The sequence below is a fragment of the Pseudomonas sp. IT-P395 genome (assembly GCF_949767675.1).
Lineage (GTDB): Bacteria > Pseudomonadota > Gammaproteobacteria > Pseudomonadales > Pseudomonadaceae > Aquipseudomonas.
Map to the genome: position 1 here is coordinate 53,976 of NZ_CATKPW010000022.1, position 19,475 is coordinate 73,450.

General features: G+C 59.1%; 17 protein-coding genes. 12 read left to right on the forward strand and 5 right to left on the reverse strand.

Annotated features, from left to right (window positions below):
- Positions 1-45: 45 nt before the first annotated feature.
- A complete protein-coding gene (locus ACM6IN_RS15500; protein ID WP_123376014.1) occupies positions 46-999 on the reverse strand; it encodes a homoserine kinase in 954 nt (317 codons plus the stop codon).
- Between the two features lie 61 nt (positions 1,000-1,060).
- A complete protein-coding gene (locus tag ACM6IN_RS15505) occupies positions 1,061-1,357 on the reverse strand; it encodes a DUF2782 domain-containing protein (RefSeq protein ID WP_008081231.1) in 297 nt (98 codons plus the stop codon).
- A 74-nt stretch (positions 1,358-1,431) separates the two neighbouring features.
- On the opposite strand from ACM6IN_RS15505, the gene polA reads away from it, so the two are divergent.
- The gene (gene polA, locus ACM6IN_RS15510) at positions 1,432-4,236 is read left to right on the forward strand and encodes a DNA polymerase I (RefSeq protein WP_414916316.1); all 2,805 of its coding nucleotides are present in this window, start codon (positions 1,432-1,434) and stop codon (positions 4,234-4,236) included.
- Positions 4,237-4,647: 411 nt separating this feature from the next.
- On the opposite strand, the gene yihA is transcribed toward polA, so the two are convergent.
- Entirely contained in the window at positions 4,648-5,289 is a 642-nt protein-coding gene (gene yihA / locus ACM6IN_RS15515) for a ribosome biogenesis GTP-binding protein YihA/YsxC (protein WP_007911767.1), read from the reverse strand.
- A gap of 191 nt (positions 5,290-5,480) precedes the next feature.
- Here yihA and ACM6IN_RS15520 point away from each other — a divergent pair, with 191 nt between their 5' ends.
- The 7 genes from ACM6IN_RS15520 (at position 5,481) to ACM6IN_RS15550 (ending at position 12,783) form a co-directional block, all read left to right on the forward strand.
- Positions 5,481-5,771, forward strand: coding sequence for a c-type cytochrome (locus ACM6IN_RS15520; protein ID WP_038365005.1), 291 nt, complete (start codon positions 5,481-5,483; stop codon positions 5,769-5,771).
- Positions 5,772-5,814: 43 nt separating this feature from the next.
- The gene (locus ACM6IN_RS15525; protein ID WP_095113107.1) at positions 5,815-6,426 is read left to right on the forward strand and encodes a c-type cytochrome; all 612 of its coding nucleotides are present in this window, start codon (positions 5,815-5,817) and stop codon (positions 6,424-6,426) included.
- A gap of 200 nt (positions 6,427-6,626) precedes the next feature.
- On the forward strand, positions 6,627-7,268 hold the full coding sequence (locus ACM6IN_RS15530) for a thiol:disulfide interchange protein DsbA/DsbL (protein WP_007911777.1): 642 nt from the start codon (positions 6,627-6,629) through the stop codon (positions 7,266-7,268).
- A 14-nt stretch (positions 7,269-7,282) separates the two neighbouring features.
- Positions 7,283-8,161, forward strand: coding sequence for an endonuclease/exonuclease/phosphatase family protein (locus ACM6IN_RS15535; protein ID WP_007911779.1), 879 nt, complete (start codon positions 7,283-7,285; stop codon positions 8,159-8,161).
- Entirely contained in the window at positions 8,158-10,209 is a 2,052-nt protein-coding gene (locus tag ACM6IN_RS15540; RefSeq protein WP_414916317.1) for a diguanylate cyclase, read from the forward strand. Before ACM6IN_RS15535 ends, ACM6IN_RS15540 begins: the two co-directional genes overlap by 4 nt.
- 101 nt (positions 10,210-10,310) lie before the next feature.
- The gene (locus ACM6IN_RS15545) at positions 10,311-11,093 is read left to right on the forward strand and encodes an N-acetylmuramoyl-L-alanine amidase (protein WP_007911785.1); all 783 of its coding nucleotides are present in this window, start codon (positions 10,311-10,313) and stop codon (positions 11,091-11,093) included.
- Between the two features lie 76 nt (positions 11,094-11,169).
- Positions 11,170-12,783: an EAL domain-containing protein gene (locus ACM6IN_RS15550; RefSeq protein ID WP_095113109.1), complete on the forward strand. Its 1,614-nt coding sequence runs from the start codon at positions 11,170-11,172 to the stop codon at positions 12,781-12,783.
- Here ACM6IN_RS15550 and ACM6IN_RS15555 read toward each other — a convergent pair.
- Entirely contained in the window at positions 12,780-14,570 is a 1,791-nt protein-coding gene (locus ACM6IN_RS15555) for an ATP-binding protein (RefSeq protein WP_414916318.1), read from the reverse strand. The genes ACM6IN_RS15550 and ACM6IN_RS15555 overlap by 4 nt on opposite strands.
- 10 nt (positions 14,571-14,580) lie before the next feature.
- On the reverse strand, positions 14,581-15,927 hold the full coding sequence (gene algB, locus ACM6IN_RS15560) for a sigma-54-dependent response regulator transcription factor AlgB (RefSeq protein ID WP_007911789.1): 1,347 nt from the start codon (positions 15,925-15,927) through the stop codon (positions 14,581-14,583).
- Positions 15,928-16,355: 428 nt separating this feature from the next.
- Between algB and ACM6IN_RS15565 the strand changes: the two genes are divergently transcribed.
- From ACM6IN_RS15565 to gltP, 4 genes are all read left to right on the forward strand, one after another.
- Positions 16,356-16,640, forward strand: a complete 285-nt coding sequence (locus ACM6IN_RS15565; RefSeq protein ID WP_007911790.1) for a hypothetical protein — start codon at positions 16,356-16,358, stop codon at positions 16,638-16,640.
- 72 nt (positions 16,641-16,712) lie between these two features.
- On the forward strand, positions 16,713-16,877 hold the full coding sequence (locus tag ACM6IN_RS15570) for a DUF1328 domain-containing protein (protein ID WP_003177151.1): 165 nt from the start codon (positions 16,713-16,715) through the stop codon (positions 16,875-16,877).
- A gap of 2 nt (positions 16,878-16,879) precedes the next feature.
- A complete protein-coding gene (locus ACM6IN_RS15575) occupies positions 16,880-17,344 on the forward strand; it encodes an inhibitor of vertebrate lysozyme family protein (protein WP_007911791.1) in 465 nt (154 codons plus the stop codon).
- A 701-nt stretch (positions 17,345-18,045) separates the two neighbouring features.
- A complete protein-coding gene (gltP, locus tag ACM6IN_RS15580; protein ID WP_007911792.1) occupies positions 18,046-19,377 on the forward strand; it encodes a glutamate/aspartate:proton symporter GltP in 1,332 nt (443 codons plus the stop codon).
- The last annotated feature ends 98 nt before the right edge of the window (positions 19,378-19,475 follow it).

The window sequence follows — 19,475 nt, forward strand, 5'->3', positions numbered from 1 at the left end:
AAGATCGTCCGAAGGCTCGGGCCGCGTTCGGACGATCTTTTGATCTTAAAGGGCGAAAGGCAACGGTGTGTGCACCTGCTGCCGCTGCGCCAAGCGCTGCTCAAACTCCTTGGGATCGTGAATCAACACGTCCTGCCCGGCAAACTGCTCCGCCGCGATCAACCGCGACAGCCAGAACCGCACACAGGCCACGCGCAACATCGTCGGCCACAACTCAGCCTCCGCCGCCGTGAACGGGCGCAACGCTGCATAAGCGCCAAGGAATGCGCGAGCACGCGGGCCATCGACCAAACCGTCCTCGTCCGAACACCAGTCGTTCAAGGCAATCGCCACGTCATAGAGCATCGGCCCCGAGCAGGCGTTGTAAAAATCGATCAGCCCGGTCAGGTGCGTGCCTTCAAACATCGCGTTGTCGCGAAACAGGTCGGCGTGAATGTTCGCCCGAGGCAGCGCGAGGATCTTGTCTTTACGCTCGGTGATTTCATCCAGGGCCTTCTGCAGCAAGGCACGCGGCTCATCGCTCAGGTGCGAGAGCAACTCGCTGCCCTCCTCCTGCATCCAGTCCAGGCCCCGATCGGTCTTGCGCTTGATCATGCGCTCGCCTTGGGTCGCCAGGTGCAGGTGCGCCTGCAACTCGCCAACCTGCGCGCAATGCTGAGCATTGGCGACCTTGATGTGCTTGCCGGACAGGCGCGGCTGCAGCAGCGCCGGTTTGCCTTTCAGCTCACGCAGCGCCACGCCGTCGGTGGTGCGCAGTGCGTAAGGTACAGGCAAGTCGGCTTCATGCAGCACGTCGAGCAGGTCGATGAAGAACGGCATCTCCTGCACCGGGCCGCGTTCGACCAGGGTCAGGACGAACTCGCCCTGCTCCAGGCTGATAAAGAAGTTGGTGTTTTCGCTGCCGGCGGCGATCCCCTGGAAATCAAGCAGACGGCCAAGCCCGTAGGGGGCGAGAAAGGTTTCCAGCTCGGGCCGAGCCAGGGGAGTGAACACAGACATGGTTAAAAACTGCTCAGTTCAGGCGTCGCGGTCAGGCGACGCCGATTAAAAGTCGGGAATCTTACTTCCAGGTAAAGATTTCCCACGACGGAATCAGCATATCCGGCTGGTCGGAGCGAATGTAGTTCGCGTCCGTGCCATCGGCGCGCACCAGGAAATAAGGTTTGCCACCCTTTGGCGTGACCTTGATCGCATAGACGAAGCCACTGCGACTGTATTCCTGGATGACCTTGTCACCTTCAGTGTGCGTGTTGATCGTAACTTCCGGCTCCGAAGCGGGCGCATCATCCGCCGCCATCGCGGCCAACGGTGAGGCAGCAATCAGACCGACCAGCAGCAAGCGATTTAACGTACGCATGATAACCTTGTCCCTTTGTCGTCAACGGTCCCGCTATTCTAGCGCCGGACCCGCCGAAAAGGTTGATCCTGCTCATGAGCCAAGCCCCCCTCGTCCTGGTGGACGGTTCGTCTTACCTGTATCGCGCGTTTCACGCGCTGCCACCACTGACCACCTCCAAAGGCCTGCCGACCGGTGCGGTCAAAGGCGTGTTGAACATGCTCAAGAGTCTGCGCAAGCAGTACCCGGACAGCCCGTTCGCCGTGGTGTTCGACGCCAAGGGTGGGACATTTCGCGATGAGATGTACGCCGAATACAAAGCCAACCGCCCAAGCATGCCCGATGACATGCGCGTGCAGATCGAGCCGCTGCACCAGAGCGTGATCGCCCTCGGTTTCCCGCTGCTGTGCGTGGAAGGCGTCGAGGCCGACGACGTGATCGGCACCCTCGCCCGCAGCAGCGCGGCGGCGGATCGTCCGGTGATCATCTCCACCGGCGACAAGGACATGGCGCAATTGGTCGACGGCCACATTACCTTGGTCAACACCATGTCCGGTAGTTCGATGGACGTGGAAGGCGTGAAGGAGAAATTCGGCGTCGCACCGGAGCAGATCATCGATTATCTGGCGCTGATGGGCGATTCGTCCGACAACATTCCGGGTGTGCCGGGCATTGGCCCGAAGACCGCTTCCGGCTTGCTGGTCGGGGTCAACGGCGGCCTTACCGAGCTGTACGCCAATCTCGACATCGTTCCGAGCCTGCCGATTCGCGGCGCGAAAACCCTGCCGGCCAAGCTCGAAGAGCACAAGGAGATGGCGTTCCTCTCCTATCAACTGGCGACCATCAAGGTCGACGTGCCGCTGGACGTCGAACTCGACGATCTGCAAATGGGCGCGGAAGACCCGGCCAAGCTCTACGAGCTGTACTCGCTGCTGGAATTCAAGAGCTGGATCAACGATCTGGATCGCGACGCCAAGCGTCTGGAGCTGAGCGCGGCCAGCGAGCCTGCACCGGCCGGCGATCTGTTCAGCGCGCCAGCAGCAGAAGCGCCTGCTGCTCCGACCGAAGCCGCGTATGAAACCATCCTCGATCAGGCGCGTTTCGACGTCTGGCTGGAAAAACTGAAGAACGCCAAACTGTTCGCCTTCGATACTGAAACCACCGGCATCGACGCGCAACAAGCGCAACTGGTCGGCCTGTCGTTCGCCGTGCAGGCCAACGAAGCCGCGTACATTCCGCTGACCCACTCCTACATCGGCGTGCCGGAGCAACTGGATCGCGACACCGTACTGCGCGCACTCAAGCCGATTCTGGAAGACCCGAGCAAGCTCAAGGTCGGCCAGCACGCCAAGTTCGATATGAATATTCTGGCCAACTGCGCCATCGGTGGCGACCAGAACAACGGCATCACCGTGCGCGGCATCGCCTTCGACACGATGCTTGAGTCCTACGTGCTCAATTCCACCGCGACCCGCCACGACATGGACAGCCTCGCGCAGAAGTACCTCGATCACACCACCGTAAGCTTCCAGGACATCGCCGGCAAAGGCGCCAAGCAGCTGACCTTCGACCAGATCGCCCTGGAGCAGGCCGGCCCTTACGCCGCCGAAGACGCCGACATCACCTTGCGTCTGCACCAGACGTTGTTCGAAAAACTCAGCGCGATCCCGAGTCTGGCCAGCGTGCTGACCGACATCGAAATTCCGCTGGTGCCGGTGCTGGCGCGCATCGAACGCCAAGGCGCGTTCGTTGACGCTGAGCTGCTCGGCATCCAGAGCATCGAGCTGGGAAACAAAATGGTTGCGCTGGAGCGCGAAGCGTTCGAAATCGCCGGGGAAGAATTCAACCTTGGCTCGCCGAAACAACTGGGCGTGATTCTCTATGAGAAACTTGGTCTTCCGGTGCTGAAGAAGACCGCCAAGGGTCAGCCGTCCACTGCTGAAGAAGTGTTGGCGAAGCTCGCTGAAGACGATCACCGCTTGCCGAAGGTGCTGATGGAGCACCGCTCGATGAGCAAGCTGAAAAGCACTTACACCGATCGCTTGCCGGAGCAGATCAACCCGCGCACCGGCCGTATTCACACCTCATATCATCAGGCTGTGGCGTCGACCGGGCGCTTGTCCTCCAGCGATCCGAACCTGCAGAACATCCCGGTACGCACCGCTGAAGGCCGCCGTATCCGCCAAGCGTTCGTCGCGCCAAAAGGCTACAAACTGCTGGCGGCGGACTATTCGCAGATCGAGCTGCGAATCATGGCGCACCTGTCCAAGGACGAAGGCCTGATGAACGCCTTCCGCAACAATCTCGACGTGCACACCGCGACCGCTGCCGAAGTGTTCAAGGTCGAACTCAACGAAGTGACCTCCGACCAGCGCCGTGGCGCCAAGGCGATCAACTTCGGTCTGATCTACGGCATGGGCGCGCAGAAGCTCGGCAAGGACATCGGTGTCGATACCAAGACCGCCAAGGCTTACATCGACACCTACTTCGCCCGGTATCCGGGGGTTCGCGAATACATGGATCGCACCCGCGCGCAGGCGGCGGATCAGGGTTATGTCGAAACCTTCTTCGGTCGTCGCCTGTATCTGCCGGAAATCAACTCGAACAAACCGCAGGAACGCGCCGCCGCCGAACGTACGGCGATCAACGCGCCGATGCAGGGCACGGCCGCCGACATCATCAAGAAAGCCATGGTGGCAGTGGATAACTGGCTGGCGACGTCCGGGCTGGACGCCAGAGTCATTCTGCAGGTGCACGATGAACTGGTACTGGAGGTTCGCGAGGATCTGGTCGAACAAGTCAGTGCCGAGATCCGCGTACACATGAGCGAAGCGGCGAAACTGGATGTACCGCTGCTGGTCGAAGTGGGTGTGGGCAACAATTGGGATGAGGCTCACTGAGCCTTTTGAACACGGTTTGCCGCGACCTGTTGTCGCGGCAATGCCGGTAAAACCTGCTTATTTCAAAAAGCGCTTGGGATTATTCCAAAGCTTTTTGAAAAAAATCTGAACTAATCTGGAAGGTCACTACTCAGAGTTACTGAATGGCTGGTGAAGCCCTTCGATGCTCCTATGTTGTGTTAAGTGTTGGCAGATATCTGAACCCCGCCCTAGCGGTTCGGAACTTAAACCCCGGAACTTCTCCCTCCCCAATGAAGTCCGGGGCTTTTTTTGCCCGAAAATTGGCTGTGGCACGCTCAGACTGCGTTGAAAGCACAGCTAAAAATGCTCATTTAGGTACCCTAAACTCCGCTTTTTAGCTGTGCTTTCGCCTTGCCTGAGCGCACCACAGCCAATTTTCTAATCCCTGTTTTACTCAGCCGCCTCGGCGCCTTTGTCTGCCAGTTCCATCCAGCCGGCCAGTACAGTGTAGGCCTCTTCCAGGCCCATGCGTTTTGGCGCGGAGAACAGCTGGATGGTGACCAGATCGCCCCAACCCTTGCGAATTTCCGACTGCACTTTGAGCAGGGTGTTCTTGGCTGCGCCGTAGGTCAGCTTGTCGGCCTTGGTCAGCAGGATGTGCATCGGCATGCCGGCGGCAACGGCCCAGTCGAGCATCAGCAGGTCGAAGTCGGTCATTGGATGACGGATATCCATCATCAGAATCAAACCCTTCAAACTCTCGCGGCCACCGAGGTAAGCCTCAAGGTGACGCTGCCAGTGCATCTTCAGCGGGATCGGTACTTTTGCGTAACCGTAGCCCGGCAGGTCGACCAGACGGCGATCTTCGTCTAGCTTGAAGAAGTTCAACAGCTGTGTGCGACCCGGAGTTTTCGAGGTGCGCGCCAGGCTGGCGTGAGTCAGGGTGTTCAGTGCGCTGGATTTGCCGGCGTTGGAACGACCGGCGAACGCCACTTCGAAGCCTTCGTCGTCAGGGCATTGATCGACTTTGGCGGCACTGAGCATGAACGTGGACTGTTGGCACAGGCCGAGGATGGGATTCTTGAGTTGCATGGGATTTCCGATGTGGGCGGCGCCGGGATTGGGCGCGGAACGCGGTGTCGCTTCCGTTTCAGTGACGCCAGTATATAATGCCGCAGATTTTGTGTGTGCTTTGTCCCAGCGTAGGATGAAGTTCACGAGAGCGACAGACCTTGATTGCGCATTAGAACGCAGAACGCTCTCAACCCTGAAAAGGTCGTTTTATGACGAAATGGCTGCTGGCTGCCGGAGTCTTGATGCCGCTTTACAGCGCACAGGCTACACAGGATCCGGAAGCTGTGTACAACCGTGTTTGTGGTGCCTGTCATTCCGGCCAACTACCCATGGCGCCCAAAAGAGGCGATCAGGAAGCTTGGACGCCGAGGTTGGCGAAAGGTATGGGGACGCTGGTGCAACACGTGACCCAGGGTTTCAAGGCGATGCCGCCGCGTGGTTTGTGCATGGACTGCAGTGCCGAGGATTACCAAGCCATCATCCTGTGGATGAGCGAGTAAACCCGGTCCATAACTTAACCCTTAGCCGTAGTTGGATTAGCTGATGAACAAATTGATCGTGAGTCTGCTGTTGACCGTGGGAATTTCAGGCTTCGCCCATGCTGCCGGTGATGCCGCAGCGGGCCAGGCAAAAGCCGCTGTATGTGGAGCCTGCCATGGCCCGGACGGTAACAGCATGGCGCCAAACTTTCCGAAACTGGCCGGTCAAGGTGAACGCTACCTGACCAAGCAGCTGCACGACATCAAGTCGGGCAAGCGCACCGTTCTGGAAATGACCGGCCTGCTGACCAATCTGAGTGATCAGGACCTGGCCGACATCGCCGCCTATTTCGCCAGCCAGAAAGGCAGCGTCGGCGCCGCCGATCCGAAGATCGTCGCGCGCGGTGAAGCGCTGTTCCGCGGCGGCAACCTGGCCAAGGGCCTGCCAGCCTGCACAGGCTGCCACTCACCAAACGGCGCCGGCAACGCCGCTGCCGGTTTCCCGCATCTGGGTGGCCAACACGCTCAATACATCACCAAGCAGCTCACCGACTTCCGCAAGGAAGAAGGCGGCCGCACCAACGACGGCGACACCATGACCATGCAGACCATCGCCAAACGCCTGAGCGACGAAGACATCGCTGCGGTCTCCAGCTACATTCAAGGTCTGCACTAAGGCCTACGGATCGAGCGCTGCAGGCGATGGACATCTCCTGCAACGTTAACGCTCGATTAATCCGTCGCAGCAAGTATAAAAAGGGTGGCTTTGGCCGCCCTTTTTTGTGGCCGCTGCCGTTACACTACAGAACTCATGCCCGCCAGGATCTGTCTGAAAACAGGTCGCGCGAGGCGACCCAAATTGTCCAGGAGTAAAGCATGCGTAATCTGATCATCAGCGCCGCTCTCGTCGCTGCCAGCCTGTTCGGCGTGACCGCTCAAGCCGCCGAAGCCCCAGCCGCCCCTTACGTGGAACTGGCCAACCCGGTACCGGTTGCAGAGCCTGGCAAGATCGAAGTGGTCGAGCTGTTCTGGTACGGCTGCCCGCATTGCTACGCCTTTGAGCCCGTGATCAACCCTTGGGTTGAGAAACTGCCGTCCGACGTCAACTTCGTGCGTATTCCTGCCATGTTCGGCGGCCCATGGGACGCTCACGGCCAGATGTTCCTGACCCTGGAAGCCATGGGTGTCGAGCACAAGGTTCACGCTGCGGTATTCAACGCAATTCAGAAAGAACACAAGAAGCTGACCGATCCACAGGATATGGCTGACTTCCTTGCGACCCAGGGTGTCGACAAGGACAAGTTCCTGGCCACCTTCAACTCGTTCGCTATCAAGGGTCAGATCGTCAAAGCTCGCGAACTGGCCAAGAAGTATGAGATCACTGGCGTACCTACCATGATCGTCAACGGCAAGTACCGTTTCGACATCGGCTCTGCCGGTGGTGCCGAGCAAGCGCTGAAACTGGCTGACCAACTGGTCGCCAAAGAGCGAGCGGCAACCAAGGCTGCTGCCAACTAAGCGCGGCAACCGCCATGCGCCGCTGGAAGTCCGAACGCATCGTTGGCCTGCATGATCCGCAGGTCAATGAGCATCACCTGGAGTCAACGGGCCTGCCCGCAGACCAGCGTCTGCGTTTGCTCAGTTTCAATATCCAGGTCGGCATCAGCACCGAGCGCTATCGGCATTACCTGACCCGCAGCTGGCAGCACCTGCTGCCGCACAACGGACGCTCAGGCAATCTGCAAAAGATCGGCGACCTGCTCGGCGACTTCGATCTGGTCGCCCTGCAGGAAGCCGATGGCGGCAGCCTGCGTTCGGGCTACGTCAATCAGGTCGAACACCTGGCCCAACTCGGCGCCTTCCCCTACTGGTATCAACAGCTCAATCGCAACCTCGGCCGACTCGCTCAGCACAGCAATGGCGTGCTCAGTCGTCTGAAACCGTCGGCGATTGAAGATCACCCGCTGCCCGGACCGAAAGGTCGCGGGGCGATTCTGCTGCGTTTCGGCGAAGGCCCGGAAGCGCTGGTGGTAGTGATGATGCACCTGGCTCTTGGCGCGCGAACGCGCAGCCTGCAACTGGCCTATATTCGTGAGCTGATCGGTGGCTATAAACACCAGGTGTTGATGGGTGACATGAACACCCATGCCAGCGATCTGCTACAACATTCTCCGTTACGCGATCTCGGCCTGCTGGCCCCGCAGGTGGAAGCGACATTCCCCAGCTGGCGTCCTCAGCGTTGCCTTGATCATATTTTGCTCAGCCCGACCCTGACCCTGGAAAAGGTCGAAGTGCTGGCACAACCGATTTCCGATCACCTGCCGGTCGCGGTAGAGATTCGTCTGCCGGGTTCGCTCACGGCCGATGCATTGCCCGCGTTGAGTCCTGCCCCTCGCGGAACCCCTGAATGAGCGACGACGCCCAGCGCTGGAAAGAGAAGTACCTCAAAAGCATCGAACAACAGGACAAACTCGAACGCCGCTGGGCCGCGAGGCTCGACTTGCTGCGTCGCGGCCTGGTGCGCAGCACGCTGGCGGCCGAAGGTACCGATAAAGTCGTCGATCAGTGCATGAAAGAGATGCGCGACGTGGTGCGCACCGACGACATGGACGCCGGCCTCGCCGCCCTCCTGCCGCGCCTGGAAAAAGCCGTGCTCGATTCCGAGCAGCGCCGCGAAACCCGTATCGATCAGGTCAGCACCGCGCTGACATCGCTGGTCACCCAGTTGCAGGCGTTGCCGCTGCCGCGGGAAGTCGCCCAGCCCTTGAAGAAGTTCGCCAAACAACTGGATAGCCGCGTAGGTTCGGCGCGGGAAATGCCATTGCTGCTGAGTGAACTCAGCGGCCTGCAAGGCAAGGCACTGAGTCAGTTGGACACCCCGCCAGAGCCGGGGCGACCAGGTCTGCTGCAGCGTTTGTTCGGAAGCCGCGACAGCGAAGAAGCCCCAGCGACAGAATCACCCGCGCCGCTGCAACCGCTTGCCGCACCGTCACCCGCACCAGAAACCGCACAGCCCGCCCCTGTCGCATCGATTGAACCTGTGATGGCAACTGCTGCCATCGAAGCAATTGCGCCTGTCGAAACAAAAATGCCGGACGCCCAGAATCAACCGGAATCGGCAGAAGTGGTTACCTTCGTGCCACCCTCGGTCGGCAGCGAAGGCAGCAGTGACCCGAGCGAACCTCAAGCAGAGCGCTTTGAACCCGAGCCTGTTTTCACCCAGGCTGCCGCTCAGACTCCAATCACGCCTGCCGCCATCAATCCTGATGAGCTGATTCACCCCGGTGATCCATCGCCACTGATCCTCGACAGCCTGCCGCTGCCCGAACCCATCGCGCAGGCGTTGGCCGCCATTGATCCGGAGCAATCCGAACACGACATCCTGTTCGCCCTGCCTGATACCCCGGAGCCGTCTTACAGCTCCGTGGCCAAGCACATCGAAGACACCCTGATCGGCCTCCTCGACGACCTGACCCTGCCGGAGCGCCACCGCCCGCAAGCCGAAGCCATGCGTGAAAGGCTGAAACATGGCTTGAACTGGTACGAACTGATACCGATCCTCGACGATCTCGCGACGTTGATGCTGGCGATCACCGACAGCGGCCAGCACGAATTCGAAGCCTACCTGCAGCAACTCAACGAACGCCTCGAAGCGTTCCAGAGCAATCTGCAAGCTGCCAGTGAAGGCCATGCCGACAACAGCTCAGCGGCGCGGGCCATGGATACGCAGATCCGCGAGCAAGTCGACGGCTTGCAGACCAGCGTTCAGGAAGCCGCCGATCTGGATGACCTCAAGCAAGTGTTGGAGAACCATCTCGAAGGCTTGATCGGCACCATGGATCAGCACCAGAAGCAGCGCGACGCCCGCGAACAGGAAGTGGCTGCGCGGCTCAAAGGTCTGTCCGAGCGCGTGGCGCATATGGAGCAGGAAGCCCAGGGATTCCGTGAGCACCTCGAAGAACAGCGCCAGAAAGCCTTGATCGACCCACTCACCGGCTTGCCCAATCGCGCTGCGTGGAGCGAGCGCCTCGAGCATGAAATCAAGCAGTGGCAGCAGCACGGCAACACCCTGAGCCTGGCCATGCTCGACCTTGATCACTTCAAACGGATCAATGACAACTACGGCCATCTGGCCGGCGACAAGGTGCTGAAGATTATTGCCACGGTGCTGCGCAAACGCCTGCGCGGATCTGATTTCATTGCCCGATTCGGTGGTGAGGAGTTCGTCTTGCTGCTGCCGGCCACCCCGCCTGCGGTCGGCGCCAAGCTTCTGGAAACGTTGCGCGCAGCGATCGAAGCCTGCCCTTTCCACTTCAAGGGCGAGCGAGTGACGATCACCATTTCCATGGGGCTGGCAACATTTCGTGCTGGAGAACACAGCGATCTGGTGCTGAAAAGAGCCGATCAGGCGCTTTATCGCGCTAAAAATGCAGGCCGTAATCGGGTCGAGCTGGGCTGAGCAAATTGTTCCATTTTGTTTAAATCCGCCCACTGACCGTCGAGACGCAAGGCAGTACGTTACACTGTTGCATTACTGTCTTGCGTGTACTGCCTTCTGCCATGAAATTCTTTGCCCTCCTCGCTTCGTTGCTCGTTCTGGCCGGTTGTGCCAGTGGCCCGCGCTACAACACCAGCCACCCTTCGGCCAATTACGACAGCCGCATTCAGTTTGTGGTCGTGCATTACACGTCGGCCTCGCTGGAGCGCTCGCTGCAGTTGCTGACCCACGGCGAAGTCAGCAGCCATTACCTGATCGGCGACGACAATAGCGGTACGGTCTACAAACTCATGGATGAGAATCAACGCGCCTGGCACGCCGGCGAAAGCCAATGGCAGGGGCGTACCTGGCTCAACTCCAGCTCGATCGGCATTGAAATCGTCAACCCGGGTTTCAAGGACACGCCGAGCGGGCGTCTGTGGTATCCGTACAGCGAGGCGCAGATCCAATCGTTGATCGCCCTGCTCAAAGACATCAGCAAACGCAACGGCATCAGCCCGCGACACATTATCGGTCACAGCGACATCGCACCCTTGCGCAAACTTGATCCGGGGCCACTGTTCCCGTGGAAACGCCTCGCTGCTGAAGGCTTGGGCGTCTGGCCGAACGAACAGGCGGTAGCGCGCCAGCAAATGCTGTTCAACAGCAGTGAACTGCCGAGTATCAGTTGGTTCCAGGCACAACTGGCGCACCTGGGTTATGACACGCCGCAGACTGGTGAACTGGACGTCGCCACGCGCCACGTCCTTGCAGCGTTCCAGATGCACTTCCGCCCTTCGCGCTTCGACGGCACGCCGGATGCGCAAACGGCGGCACTATTGCTGGTGCTCAATCAGACAAAATAATGACGCCCGCCCGACGGTCAGGGCGAAATTGCAATCAGCAGCTATAACTCATTGGTAATTCTTCGGATATTCCTTGATGGCTGCTACCCGAGAGACGTTGCGTAGCTGGTTTTATCGCCCCTGGTTTTTGGCGATGATCGCGGCTGTCCTCAGTGCCAGCCTGCTGATCGCCGGCGGAATGTTCGTGGCGATGCGCCAGGTCGAGCAAAGCGAAAGCCAGCAAATGAACGCACAAGGCGAGCGGTTCCTCGCCCGCCTCGAACAATTGTTCGGCCAGTTGCGTGAAAGTCTCGATGATCTTGAAGCGCAGCCATTGCGCAGTTGTGACGATGAAATGATCGCCACCCTGCAGCAGGTCACCTTCAACTATCGCTTCGTGTATGAAGCAGCTTATATGGACGCTTCGCGGACCTGCTCGAACCGTCCGCGCCAGGAAGGCCTGTCGGTGGTTCGCGCGCCGGATATCAAAGGCCCGACTTACAGTTATTGGCTGAACACCACCACCGAACCCGATGAAAACCGTGCAGCGCTGATGCTCGGACGCGGCAATTTCCGCGTGGCCACCTCGCGCGGGCATCTGACCGACATGGTCGATCTGTCGCCCGGCAGCAGCCTGCTAGTGGTGCTCGATCACGGCACCCGGGCCATCCCGGTGCTCGGCATGGCGCAAGACTGGCCACCCACGGAACACTGGCCACCAAAGAGTCGCGATGCCCTGCAAGTCACGCAGACCCGGCTGATCTACCGCATGCCCACGGATAATCCGGAGTATCAGTTGGTGCTGATCACACCCAGAACCAGCATGCACATCCCGGCTATCTGGTGGTGGATGATTCCGGCGTGCGTGCTGCTTGGCGCCTTTTCGGGTTTCTTCGTTTTCCTGCTGGTGCGCCAGCGTCAGTCACTGGACGCCGAACTGCACGGCGCGATCCGGCGCGGCGAGTTGCAGGTGCTCTATCAGCCGATCTTCGATCTCGACAGCCGCAACTGCGTCGGCGCCGAGGCGCTGCTACGCTGGCGTCGCCCGGACGGCACGCTGACCAGTCCCGACCTGTTTATCCCCATGGCGGAAAACACCGGACAAATCCGCCAGATGACCGACTTTGTTCTGCAGCGCTTGCTGGAGCAACTGGGCCAGTTGCTGCGCGCCAATCCGCAGCTGTATATCTCGGTCAACCTTGCAGCCTGTGACGTGATGGTGCCGCGCATTGGCCAGGTCATGGCGCGGCTGCTCACGCTCCATCGCGTCGCCGCGCGGCAGATTGCCTTCGAAGTTACCGAGCGCGGTTTGATTGATGTGGTGGTGGCGCGGGAAAACCTGCAAGCCTTGCGCGATGTCGGCCATCAAGTATTGATCGATGACTTCGGCACCGGCTACTGCAGCCTCGCCTATCTGCAGACCTTGCCGGTCGATTGCCTGAAAATCGACAAAGCATTTATCGATGCACTGGGCCATGACGCAGCGAGCAGCGGCGTCGCCCCGCACATCATTCACATGGCCCAGGCGCTGGATCTGAAGGTGATTGCCGAAGGCATCGAGCTGGAATCGCAGGCTGAGTTGCTCAGCAGCGAAGGCGTGAAATTCGGCCAGGGCTGGTTGTTCGCCCATGCGCTCAGCGCGGTGCAGTTCATCGAACTGATCACCCGTGGCCGACGCCTTGCCGGACGGCGAATGGACGATGAAGCCTAGACCGTCAGCGCCATATAAAACTGCGTACCTTGCCCCGGTCGCGAGTAAACGCCCATGCGTCCGCCATGCAGCTGGACGATTTCCTTGCACAGCGCCAAGCCCAGACCGGCACCACCCTTCTTGCGCCCTACCTGTACGAACGGTTCGAAGATCCGTCCTTGCTGACCGTAGGCAATGCCTTCGCCGTTGTCTTCAACACTGATGATCACTCGCTCGCCGTGCCGGCGTGCCTGCAAGCGGATCTGACCGTTGCGGGCGGTATGGCGCAGGGCGTTGTCGATCAGGTTATCCAGCACGCGATCGAGTTGCGCCTGATCGGCCTGCAAACGTGGCAACGGCCCCTGCACCTCGACATTCAGGGCGATGCCCTTGGCCGCCGCCGAATCGGCAAAGCGTAGTTGCGCCTGCTCCAGCAAGTCTTCGATGGAGCATGGTGCCAGGGTGAGTTTCTGCAGGCCATTCTGATAACGCGAGAAGTTGAGCAAGTCATTGATCAACTGCATCAGGCGCTGCATTTCCTCATTCACGGTGTCGAGCAGATCGGCCTCTCGCGACTCCGCGGGATACTTCGCCCGTTCGCGGAACAGGCCGAACGCCATGTGCATGCCGGTGACGGGGGTGCGCAGCTCATGGGAAGCGCGCAAGACGAACTCGCTGCGCACCCGTTCGAAGGCGCGTTGCTCGGTGACATCGTGCAGCACCATCACCGCGCCGAGGATATGTCCCTGGGTGTGGCTGACCGGGGTCAGGCTGTAGGTCAGCAGGCGGGATTCGCCGTCGACCTCGATGCTCAAGTCTTCCGGCGCGCGCTCCAGGGAGCCGCCGCGCAGCACCAGCTGCAGCTGCGAATCCAGCTCTGGTCGCTCCAGCGCCGTGCCCAACCCTTGGCCGAGACGATCATCTTCCCAGCCCAATTGTCGCTGGGCCACTGGGTTGAGGTGCTCCAGATGCCCTTGGCGGTCGATCATCAGCAAGCCGTCATCGATGCTGTCGAGCACCGCTTGCAAGCGTTGCTGACCGGCGAGCAGTTCATCAACGTTGGTCGCCTGGTGCTCGCGAAGCGCCTCGGCCATCAGGCCAAAGCGTTTGGTCAGCAGATTCATTTCCATCGCCGAGGAAATCGGCAGGGTCACTTCAAAATTGCCCTGGCCGATATTGTCTGCGGCTTTCGCCAGCGCCTCGATCGGCGCGCCGAAACGCCGAGCAATGCCGTGGGCCGTGATAAAACCGATGATCAGCACCGCCAGCCCGACAAAGCCAAGCAGACCCGCAATCAACAAGGCACGGTCGCGCGCCTCACGCTGTACCGCGTTGATGTTGTCCAGTGCATGCTTGTGTTCGGTGATCAGTCCGTTGCGCAGTGTGTTGAAGCGCTCTCGAAAGTCGGCGCTGCTGCTTATCGAGCTGGCCGGGTCACGCGACAAATCGAACGCTTCCAGAAAGCTCAGATAATCCGCTTTTGCCCGACTGAAGCCATATAGCCGGCCATCGCCCTCTTGCTCTTGGGCGATGCCTTGGTCCAGTAACTCGAAGTAATGCTGTTTCGACGCTTCGAACGCCACCGGATCAGGCTTTTCCGCCAGCATGATGATCAGTTGATCACCCAGCGTCTGGCGCAGCTTGAGACCCAGATCGAGGGTGACGAAGTTGCTGCGCACCAACGCCTCTTGCGTTCCCGCCATCTGCATCACGCTGACCAGCCCGAGCAGCAGCCCGAGCAAGGCCACGGTGATGAGCGCGGAAATACTCAAGAACAAACGGGTCCGCAACTTCATCGCCAGTTTCATCGCCGGGCGCTCACAGGTTGTACTGCTTGCGCTTGCGATACAGGGTCGAAGCGTCGATGCCGAGGGTTTTTGCCGCTTGATCCAGCGTGCCGGCGGTGGCGAGGACCGCGCCGATGTGGGCTTTCTCCAATTCGTCGAGGCTCAATGCCGCACCGACTCGAGGGGCGTTGTTGACCGGTTGTTCGGCCATGCCGAGGTGGCTGATTTCCACACGCTCCTGCGGGCAGATGATGCTTGCCCGCTCAACCACGTTACGCAGCTCGCGAATGTTGCCCGGCCAACGGTAGCCCAACAGTGCCTCGCGAGCCTCGTCGCTGAAGCCCCGTGCCGGGCGCGCATACTCTTTGACGAAACGCGCGAGAAAGCGATCGGCCAGGGTCAGAATGTCCTCGGCGCGCTCGCGCAAGGGCGGCAGATGCAGGGTGATGACATTCAGACGATAGAGCAGGTCTTCGCGGAAACGCCCGTCTCGGACCATGTCTTCGAGGTTGAGGTTGGTTGCCGCCAGAATACGCACATCGGCGCGACGGGTGACCGGATCGCCCACCCGCTCATATTCCTTGTCCTGAATGAAACGCAGCAACTTGGGTTGCAAAGTGAGCGGAAAATCGCCGATCTCATCGAGAAACAGCGTACCGCCGTCGGCCTGATTGACTCGACCCAAGGTGCTCTCGCTAGCACCGGTAAACGCGCCGCGACTGTGACCGAACAGCTCGCTTTCCATCAATTCCGCCGTCAGCGACGGGCAGTTGATGGTCACGCAGGATTTCTTCTCGCGCTTGCTCCAGCCATGAATCGCTCGAGCCAGTTCACCTTTACCGGTGCCGGACTCGCCGAGGATAAGAATGTTGGCGTCGGTGCCGGCGACCTGGCGTGCTGTTTCCAGTACCACTTTCATTGCCGGGCTGTGGGAGTCGAGACCGTCCTTCGGTTTGCGAATCTCGCCTTCGAGAGCTTCCAGGCGCGCTGACAGTTGGCGCACTTCCAGCTGTTTGGCGGTGGCCAGACGCAACTGATCCGGGCTGCACGGTTTCACCAGATAGTCGGCCGCGCCTGCCTGGATCGCATCGACGGCGGTATCGACAGCCGAATGCGCGGTGACGATGACCACACGCATCCACGGCGCCTGAATGCGCATCTGCGCCAGTACGTCGAGACCGTTGTCTTCGCCCAGACGTAAATCAAGGAAGCACAGGTCGAAGACCTGGCGTTGCAGCAGCGCGTCGGCCTGAGCCGCGCTGTTGGCTGTGGCAACCGTATAGCCTTCGTCTTCGAGGCAATAACGGAAGGTACGCAGGATGGCAGATTCGTCGTCCACCAGCAGAATGCGGCCTTGATGCTCAGTGGCAGATTCCATTTTTCCTACGCTCCATAGTGATTGGTCTTGGGTTAGTCCCGGAAAAATCGGGCAAGTTGCATGGTTGATTCTGAACGATGCCAGCCATAGGAGGGTAGCTCTCTCCTGCCATTACGGCCAAGTTGTTGGTTTTGCTGGTTTTTTAAACAATCACCGATTTGCAGGGCATTCCCTGCGTACTTTTCTGACATCTGCGCCCTGCTCTCAATTCCATAAGAATGAAATCTCCTACGAAAAAATCGTGCATTGCGCACGATCTCAGATGCCCCATCGTGCAGGATGCGTCGCAAACGTTTTTTATCACGCACATAACTCATTGATTTTATTGAATATTTTTCAATTAAAAAACTGGCATGCAGGCTGCAATACCTCACTTAGCCCGGGCAGAACATGAACTGCCCTAACCGAATAAGAGTGAGGAACCCAGGATGACTCGCCAACGTGCCGCCCAAGTGCGTATCTCGCCACTGCACATCCAGCAAGGTCTGTTTGGCGTATTGGCGCTGTTGATCACCCTGATCGCTTGCCAGCAATACCTGAGCTGGGAAAACAGCCAGAAAGTTGAGCCGCTGATCTCGATCCAGCACAGCACGCAAACGCACTTCAGCGCCGTCAGCAGCAGTCAGGCCGAAAGCGCCTCGATGCGCATGATGGACGTCGATCAGGCGCAGCCGCTGGATCAACTGCCACGTGAAGAGCGTTGGGTTTTCTAAAGAGCAAACGAATTCGGGCGCACAGCGCCGGGACATGCAACACCCCTAAATAGAGAAGTAAGGAGAATCACCATGTTGAGCTGGGCAATTACATTCTTGATCATTGCCATCATCGCTGCAGTACTGGGCTTCGGTGGTATCGCGGGCACCGCCACGGGTATCGCCAAGATTCTCTTTGTCGTGTTCCTGGTGATGTTCATCGCTTCCTTCTTCTTTGGCCGTCGTGGCCGAGGTTAACGATGAGTGCGTTAAAGACACTGGCAGCCGCCCTGCTTCTGGGCGGTAGTGCCATGGCGATGGCGGCCAATGACGGCCAGGCGCGGGTCAACGAACTGCTCGCCTCTGACGAGCAGTACCGTGAGACCTGGGAAGGCGTGATAAAGAAAGAAGAGCGCGTACCGGAATGGGTGATCAACCTGTCCGGGGCCTCCGAACAACAGATGAACGCGGTTACTGAAGACGGCAACAAGTACTTGGTGGGCCCGCTCTGCGAGAATCAGGACAAGTGCCTGAACCACCGTTTGATCGTCGCATTCAGTTTCGACAAGGATGACGCCTACGCCATGCTGGTTGATGTTCCTGAAGGATTGCCGCAAGACAAGTCGCCGACGCGACATGCGACATATCGCTTCTTCGGCAAACCCGATCAAGGCATGCAGGATCTGCTGATGGAAACCCTGAAGAAAGATCCGAAGTGGTACTGATTTGAACATGAGGGCAGCGCCCTGCTGCCCTCCATTGCGCTCACCTGAGGAAGGCAGGCGCATGACCAAGGGGCCGGGATGTTCTGACTGTTGCAGGGTCGGAGTGACCTACGGGTACAGGGAGTGCCTGCGAGAGGGCCGGGTCAGGGTAAAAGCTGCGCCGCAGGTTCGCCGACCCACAGTGGCTCGACGGACTTGCGCTGAGCTTTCAAAAAGACAAAACATTGATCCAGAGCGTCCAGCTCGCTGTTTTTATCGCTGACACTGCGCGCGAAAACATTACGCGGTGTTTCCTGGCGACCGTATATCGACAAAAAAACCGCTTAAACAGTAGGACTTCTAGTCTTGCCACGTAGGCATTTTCCCAACATTTTTGTCGATTTTTCTCGTTCAAAAAATAATCAACGTGCTCTGTGATGGCCGGTTCACGGCACTTATGCCGGCCGAAATGTCACAATCGAACCGGTTGGGACGCCAGTTTCAATAAAAAAAGCTCATGCCGATTCGGCATAGGGTAGGCGTTTACGGCATTAGACGGCGCAACCTTGCATCGGAATAGTTGCGCCTTTTTTCGCCTGCCGAAGAGCCGTAAATACGCGCTTCGGGGCACCTTATACGGAGGCAGATGCACAGACTTTTCCGCTAAAGAGCGTTCCAGTTCCTGCATGTGCCTGAGTCAAACGCAAGTAAGGGTAAAGATAATGAAGAAGGCAAAACTTAGCCTCGCCTGGCAGATCCTCATCGGTCTGGTATTGGGTATTGCAATTGGTGCGTTGCTCAACCACTTCAGTGCCGAGAAAGCCTGGTGGATCAGCAACGTCCTGCAACCGGCAGGCGATATCTTTATCCGTCTGATCAAGATGATCGTGATCCCGATCGTCATCTCTTCCCTGATTGTCGGCATCGCCGGCGTGGGCGACGCCAAGAAGCTCGGGCGCATCGGCCTGAAGACGATCATCTATTTCGAAATCGTCACCACCATTGCCATCCTCGTTGGTCTGGTATTGGCAAACGTGTTCCATCCGGGTGCCGGCATCGACATGAGCACCCTGGGCACGGTGGATATCTCCAAGTACCAGGCGACCGCCGCCGAAGTGCAGCATGAACACGCGTTCATCGAGACCATCCTCAACCTGATCCCGTCGAACATCTTCGCGGCCATGGCTCGCGGCGAAATGCTGCCGATCATCTTCTTCTCCGTGCTGTTCGGTCTCGGTCTGTCGAGCCTGCAGTCGGACCTGCGCGAGCCGCTGGTGAAGATGTTCCAGGGCGTCTCGGAAAGCATGTTCAAAGTCACCCACATGATCATGAACTATGCGCCGATCGGCGTATTCGCACTGATCGCGGTAACGGTGGCCAACTTCGGCTTCGCCTCGCTGGTGCCGCTGGCCAAACTGGTCATCCTGGTTTACTTCGCCATCGCCTTCTTCGCCTTCGTGGTGTTGGGCCTGATCGCCAAGATGTTCGGTTTCTCGGTGTTCAAGCTGATGCGCATCTTCAAGGATGAGCTGGTCCTGGCCTACTCCACCGCTTCTTCGGAAACCGTGCTACCACGCGTGATCGAGAAGATGGAAGCCTACGGCGCGCCGAAAGCCATCTGCAGCTTCGTCGTCCCGACCGGTTACTCGTTCAACCTCGACGGTTCGACCCTGTACCAGTCGATCGCGGCAATCTTCATTGCGCAGCTGTACGGCATCGACCTGTCGATCAGCCAGCAACTGCTGCTGGTCCTGACCCTGATGGTCACCTCCAAAGGCATCGCCGGTGTACCGGGCGTGTCCTTCGTGGTGCTGCTGGCAACTCTGGGCAGCGTCGGTATTCCGCTGGAAGGCCTGGCGTTTATCGCCGGTGTCGACCGCGTCATGGACATGGCCCGTACCGCACTGAACGTGATTGGTAACGCGCTGGCCGTGCTGGTTATCGCACGCTGGGAAGGCATGTACGACGACGCCAAGGGCGAGCGCTACTGGAACTCCCTGCCGCACTGGCGCAGCAAGGAAAAACTGCCAGCAGGCGAAATCTCGAAGAACTGACACACCCCTGTAGGAGATTGAGGTCAACCCGGTAAATGGGGTGGCAGCAGGTACACACAAACCCCGGAGAAATCCGGGGTTTGTCGTTTCTGGCGACC

Coding starts and splice junctions, on each gene's coding strand:
- ACM6IN_RS15550 (WP_095113109.1), top strand. CDS start 11,170: ATGGCTGCTACCCGAGAGACGTTGCGTAGCTGGTTTTATCGCCCCTGG.
- ACM6IN_RS15530 (WP_007911777.1), top strand. CDS start 6,627: ATGCGTAATCTGATCATCAGCGCCGCTCTCGTCGCTGCCAGCCTGTTC.
- yihA (WP_007911767.1), bottom strand. CDS start 5,289: ATGCAACTCAAGAATCCCATCCTCGGCCTGTGCCAACAGTCCACGTTC.
- algB (WP_007911789.1), bottom strand. CDS start 15,927: ATGGAATCTGCCACTGAGCATCAAGGCCGCATTCTGCTGGTGGACGAC.
- ACM6IN_RS15505 (WP_008081231.1), bottom strand. CDS start 1,357: ATGCGTACGTTAAATCGCTTGCTGCTGGTCGGTCTGATTGCTGCCTCA.
- ACM6IN_RS15500 (WP_123376014.1), bottom strand. CDS start 999: ATGTCTGTGTTCACTCCCCTGGCTCGGCCCGAGCTGGAAACCTTTCTC.
- ACM6IN_RS15565 (WP_007911790.1), top strand. CDS start 16,356: ATGACTCGCCAACGTGCCGCCCAAGTGCGTATCTCGCCACTGCACATC.
- polA (WP_414916316.1), top strand. CDS start 1,432: ATGAGCCAAGCCCCCCTCGTCCTGGTGGACGGTTCGTCTTACCTGTAT.
- ACM6IN_RS15535 (WP_007911779.1), top strand. CDS start 7,283: ATGCGCCGCTGGAAGTCCGAACGCATCGTTGGCCTGCATGATCCGCAG.
- ACM6IN_RS15520 (WP_038365005.1), top strand. CDS start 5,481: ATGACGAAATGGCTGCTGGCTGCCGGAGTCTTGATGCCGCTTTACAGC.
- gltP (WP_007911792.1), top strand. CDS start 18,046: ATGAAGAAGGCAAAACTTAGCCTCGCCTGGCAGATCCTCATCGGTCTG.
- ACM6IN_RS15540 (WP_414916317.1), top strand. CDS start 8,158: ATGAGCGACGACGCCCAGCGCTGGAAAGAGAAGTACCTCAAAAGCATC.
- ACM6IN_RS15555 (WP_414916318.1), bottom strand. CDS start 14,570: ATGAAACTGGCGATGAAGTTGCGGACCCGTTTGTTCTTGAGTATTTCC.
- ACM6IN_RS15545 (WP_007911785.1), top strand. CDS start 10,311: ATGAAATTCTTTGCCCTCCTCGCTTCGTTGCTCGTTCTGGCCGGTTGT.
- ACM6IN_RS15525 (WP_095113107.1), top strand. CDS start 5,815: ATGAACAAATTGATCGTGAGTCTGCTGTTGACCGTGGGAATTTCAGGC.
- ACM6IN_RS15570 (WP_003177151.1), top strand. CDS start 16,713: ATGTTGAGCTGGGCAATTACATTCTTGATCATTGCCATCATCGCTGCA.
- ACM6IN_RS15575 (WP_007911791.1), top strand. CDS start 16,880: ATGAGTGCGTTAAAGACACTGGCAGCCGCCCTGCTTCTGGGCGGTAGT.